Genomic DNA, 4198 nt, shown 5'->3' with positions numbered 1-4198 from the left:
ATACCTTGCTCTTTTACCGAGCAAACCACGAAGTACAACTTCGCGGCAGCGGGGGTTAAAAGCCAATCATCAGATACCATTATATTTGCAACCTCAACTTTATTTCTTTCAGATATTGCTCTGTTCGATAAAAATCTAATTTATTCACAACATGTATGGATTCTATTTTTAAATCGTTATTTAAAATAAAAAAGAAAGGAGGAATATCAAATCCTCTTTCTTCTACTGGAATACCTAATTGAAAATATTCTAATGTTAAGAGCGGTTTCCCATAGCAATTTTCTCTAAAACGTTTAGGGTAATCAGGAGATATAAATACAATATTATTATTTGTTTTGTAATTTGAATATGTTTTCTCTAGTATTTCAATGGTTCTGTCAATACAAGGAGAACAGCTGTATGAAGAGAAATAAAAAAATATAGGTTTGTTGTTCTTTATGTAATTATTTAATTTAACGCTGTTTAAGGAATCATTCCCTAGGAAAACGAATTGGTTTGTTATTTTTTGATTGATATTATTTTTTTCAATATCAATAATTATTTTCTCAATAGTGGATTCTGCTAATTCATCTTTCTTGTTTTTGTTTTTTGAACATGAATATGTTACTATAACCAACGAAAAGAGAAAATATATTGCTAAGTAATGCTTGGTTGTTTTTATCATTTCTTGAAATAGTATTTTATTAATACAGGGTTGTCAGAATCATCTATCTTTCTTTTCTTTTCGATGTTCTCTTTATCTAAAATAATATCCGGAACAGTTTCATCCATATTATATTGCCAGTCAGGAATACCAATAACATATTCTTCTTCCCATAAAAATGGATAAATATGTGCACCTTCAACAGTTTTTGAGAAAACGATGCTCTCTAAAGTGTTTTTGTCGTAAAAGATATTTATGGGATTATCTTTTCGGTAAATCTGGGTATATATGTACTGAGAGTTTCCTCCATGTAGAGTGAAAATATAATTAACTATGTCAGAAGCGTATACTTTTTTGACAAAATCAGTCATTGCTACCCGACTTGTAAATTCAGGAGATTTTTTCATTTTTTTAGGATTATTATTGTACTTTCCAAAATCCCAATTGTAAGCGTCACGAATAGTTCCATCAGTTGATATGCTGTAAACTGTGTTTTGAGAAGACCTTGCTAAAAAATTCTTATATGGAAATCTTGTTCTAAGAAATATATTATAATTATTTTCTTCTTCATGAAAATTTTCGGCAATTAATTCCCCAGATGTTAATGAATACAATTTTATCCTGTTTTTATAATCACTAGTCCAAAATGCAACAATGTCTTCTGTAAGTATTTTAAAACTACCATAAGCTCCTTTTATATCAGGGAGTTTATATTTTTTTTCAAAATTACCATCCAAACTATAACAATGTATCGTTCTGTCAACTGATGATAACAGTAAGATTTTTTCATTTTTAGTATCAATCTCAAAATCACTTATATTTATATATTCATTGGGTCCCATGCCTTTGTTGCTTATCTTTTTAATGAAATTTCCTTCATTATCAAATATAAATACATTAGCTAAATGTATGTCTAAAACATAGAAATGATTTTTATGGTCAATGATTTTGTTTATTAACTTAATTAAAGACTCGGAATTTGTTTCCAAAGGAATTAATTCAACTTTTCTGAAAATGTCTAAAAGAGATATTTTATCCCTTTGATTAATGTCAATATAGACGCCTCCTTCTTTCTTTTGACACCCAAAGAACAAGAATATACTTAATAAAAAGTATATAGTTAGTATTTGTTTTTTCATGATTTATTATTTAAAATAATCAATAGGAATAAAAACTCCTATTGATTATTATTAACTGTTATGCAAAAACGCAAAAATCTTTTCGCCAACCCGTAAATTCGCAAGTACAATACGGACCCCATGCAGAAACAACTTCCCAACAACGTCCTTCTGAACGTCCACAAGTAAAAACAAATTCTTCTCCACTGGTACTTCCTCCACCACTACTCTCGCCAGCTAGTGCTTCCAAGTTTGCTAAGGCAATAACCGAAAGATTACTTTCTTTTTTCAGATTCAGATTCCCCCTGCTCCCGCAGGCTTGTAGCCTGTGGTTTGCTTGCAAGGCAATCATTTGNAAACCTTGCTCTTTTACCGAGCAAACCACGAAGTACAACTTCGCGGCAGCGGGGGGATATAGTCAATGTCGGAATATATATCCGACAAAAAGATTTTTTCACGTGCATTATCCGGATTAACATCAATGCTCTTGAAATTCAGGTCACTGGTTAAATGTTTTGTTTTTTCACAACCATTAAACAATAGTAAAAAAAATAGTATTATAATATAAAAAGTGTATTTCATTTTATTTTGTTTTTATAAGGTTTGCTATTCCGTCATGTTAGGAATAGCAAACCTTTTTGATTTATATTAAAACTACTTTTATCAGAAGCCTATTGAAATAAGGTCTCCATTGCAGTTTGTCTGTTTTGCAGGGTCGCAACATACCCTACTTTCTGTTTTACACTTCAATTTATCCCGCCAAAAAGTGATACAAACAACATGCTTGAGTGTTTGATTTGGGACGTACGTTGGGTTGCCGCCGCATCCCCAGTTTTCATTGGTACTTCCTCCACCGTTGCTCTCGCCAGCCAGTGCTTCCAAGTTTGCTAAGGCAATAACCGAAACACGCTTCTATTTCATTTTTACAATACAAATAATCGGATTATCTGTATCTTCTAAATTAAGATTTAGCTCATTTAAATTTGATGATATAGGTTTACTGTTACTTGTAATCATCATTTTTAAATAATCTGCTTCAAAATAGCCAATAAAATGTTCCTTTTCTACACCATGTATTTGGGGCATCATAATATTGTCAAAGTTATTGAGCCAAATAGGTCCTAAATTTATTGCCTTCCTATCCTCTTTTAAATACAAGCAGGAGCACACCAAATTATTATATTCAGACACAGAATAGGTTATATAAATATATTTATCTATTTCATAAAAGTCTAATAATTTGCAGTATTTGCTATCTTGAACATTTTTTAGTTTTCTCAAAGTGATATTTTCCGAATTCTTATAAAAATCAATAGGTATTGTATATTTGCCAAAATCAATGGCATATAAAGAAGATACACTATCTTTTATTTCATAAACTATGTTTGAAATTGCATCTGCCAGCCTTATATTGTCATCATACAAATAAATGGGCTGATTTGTTGCTGCCGTCAATTTTGTTCTCAAAAAATTGCTATTATATCTAAAAGGTAAATATGTTCTTTTCAATTCACCATCTTTCATTTCTACTATACGATATTGGTCTGGAAATATCTCTTTAAAAAAAAGCTCATTAGGCATCCGTGGCTCATAATACCAACTATATCCATTGTTACATAAAATATCAGTTACGATCAAACCTATTTTCTTTATACCGAGAAGATCTCCAGCTGAATTATACTCAAATAAAGATTGTTTTACTTCACAATAAATGAACACATTTCCAGTTTGTTGATCTACAGAAAAAGATGCTATTTTAATATACTCATTGGGTCCTATCCCGATATCTCCTATTTGATTAGAAAACTTACCGGATTTATGAAATTGATAAATTTTATTTGACAAATTATCGAAGATGTAAATATAACCATCATTAATTATCAATTTGTTAATTCTCCCTATCAAAAAATCATCTGCAGTTTCCAACGGAATATATAGTACTTCTTGAACAAATAAAGATGCATTATTTACAACTTCTTGATCTATATCACGATTTAGATCAATACTAATTATTTCGTTTGCATTTAGGATTCTTATCTCTTTGGGCGAACATCCACAAATAAACAACAATAATATAGGGATGTAAAATATCTGTTTCATATTTTATAAAGTTATAAACTTCTTGGAGACATCATATCTCCAAGAAGTTGGTTTCTAATCAAATGATTAATGTTTCTTACAGGTAAATATATTACAATATGTTTGTGGATTTCCTGTGTAAATACATGGATTTTCTGTTCCATCGAATTTGACTTTATAATCAAATCCAATGGTACATTTACCATAGTAAGGAATATTGACATCAATATCGCATCGTCTTGTTTCAGTTACTTTACAAGAGCGAAAACTATCTAAATATCCATATTTTATATTACTATTATTTTCCCCCTGCTCCCGCAGGCTTGTAGCCTGTGGTTTGCTTGCAAGGCAATCATTT

At 30.5% G+C, this 4198-nt stretch carries 5 protein-coding genes; all 5 read right to left on the bottom strand.

Annotated features, from left to right (window positions below; all coding sequences use genetic code 11):
- Nucleotides 1-79 precede the first annotated feature (79 nt).
- Entirely contained in the window at nucleotides 80-664 is a 585-nt protein-coding gene (locus D0T49_RS12845; protein ID WP_163632345.1) for a hypothetical protein, read from the bottom strand.
- Nucleotides 661-1782, bottom strand: coding sequence for a 6-bladed beta-propeller (locus tag D0T49_RS12840; protein ID WP_163632342.1), 1122 nt, complete (start codon nucleotides 1780-1782; stop codon nucleotides 661-663). The genes D0T49_RS12845 and D0T49_RS12840 overlap by 4 nt, the downstream gene beginning before the upstream one ends.
- 58 nt (nucleotides 1783-1840) lie before the next feature.
- On the bottom strand, nucleotides 1841-2113 hold the full coding sequence (locus D0T49_RS12835; protein ID WP_163632339.1) for a hypothetical protein: 273 nt from the start codon (nucleotides 2111-2113) through the stop codon (nucleotides 1841-1843).
- A 560-nt stretch (nucleotides 2114-2673) separates the two neighbouring features.
- Entirely contained in the window at nucleotides 2674-3861 is a 1188-nt protein-coding gene (locus D0T49_RS12830; protein ID WP_163632336.1) for a 6-bladed beta-propeller, read from the bottom strand.
- A gap of 66 nt (nucleotides 3862-3927) precedes the next feature.
- Nucleotides 3928-4198: hypothetical protein (locus D0T49_RS12825; RefSeq protein WP_163632333.1), on the bottom strand; the 271-nt coding region annotated here is incomplete at its 5' end.

Source organism: Paludibacter sp. 221 (assembly GCF_010501035.1).
Lineage (GTDB): Bacteria > Bacteroidota > Bacteroidia > Bacteroidales > Paludibacteraceae > QVMH01.
The sequence above is the reverse complement of the archived record's forward strand: the minus strand, read 5'-3'. Positions and strand labels throughout refer to the sequence as shown.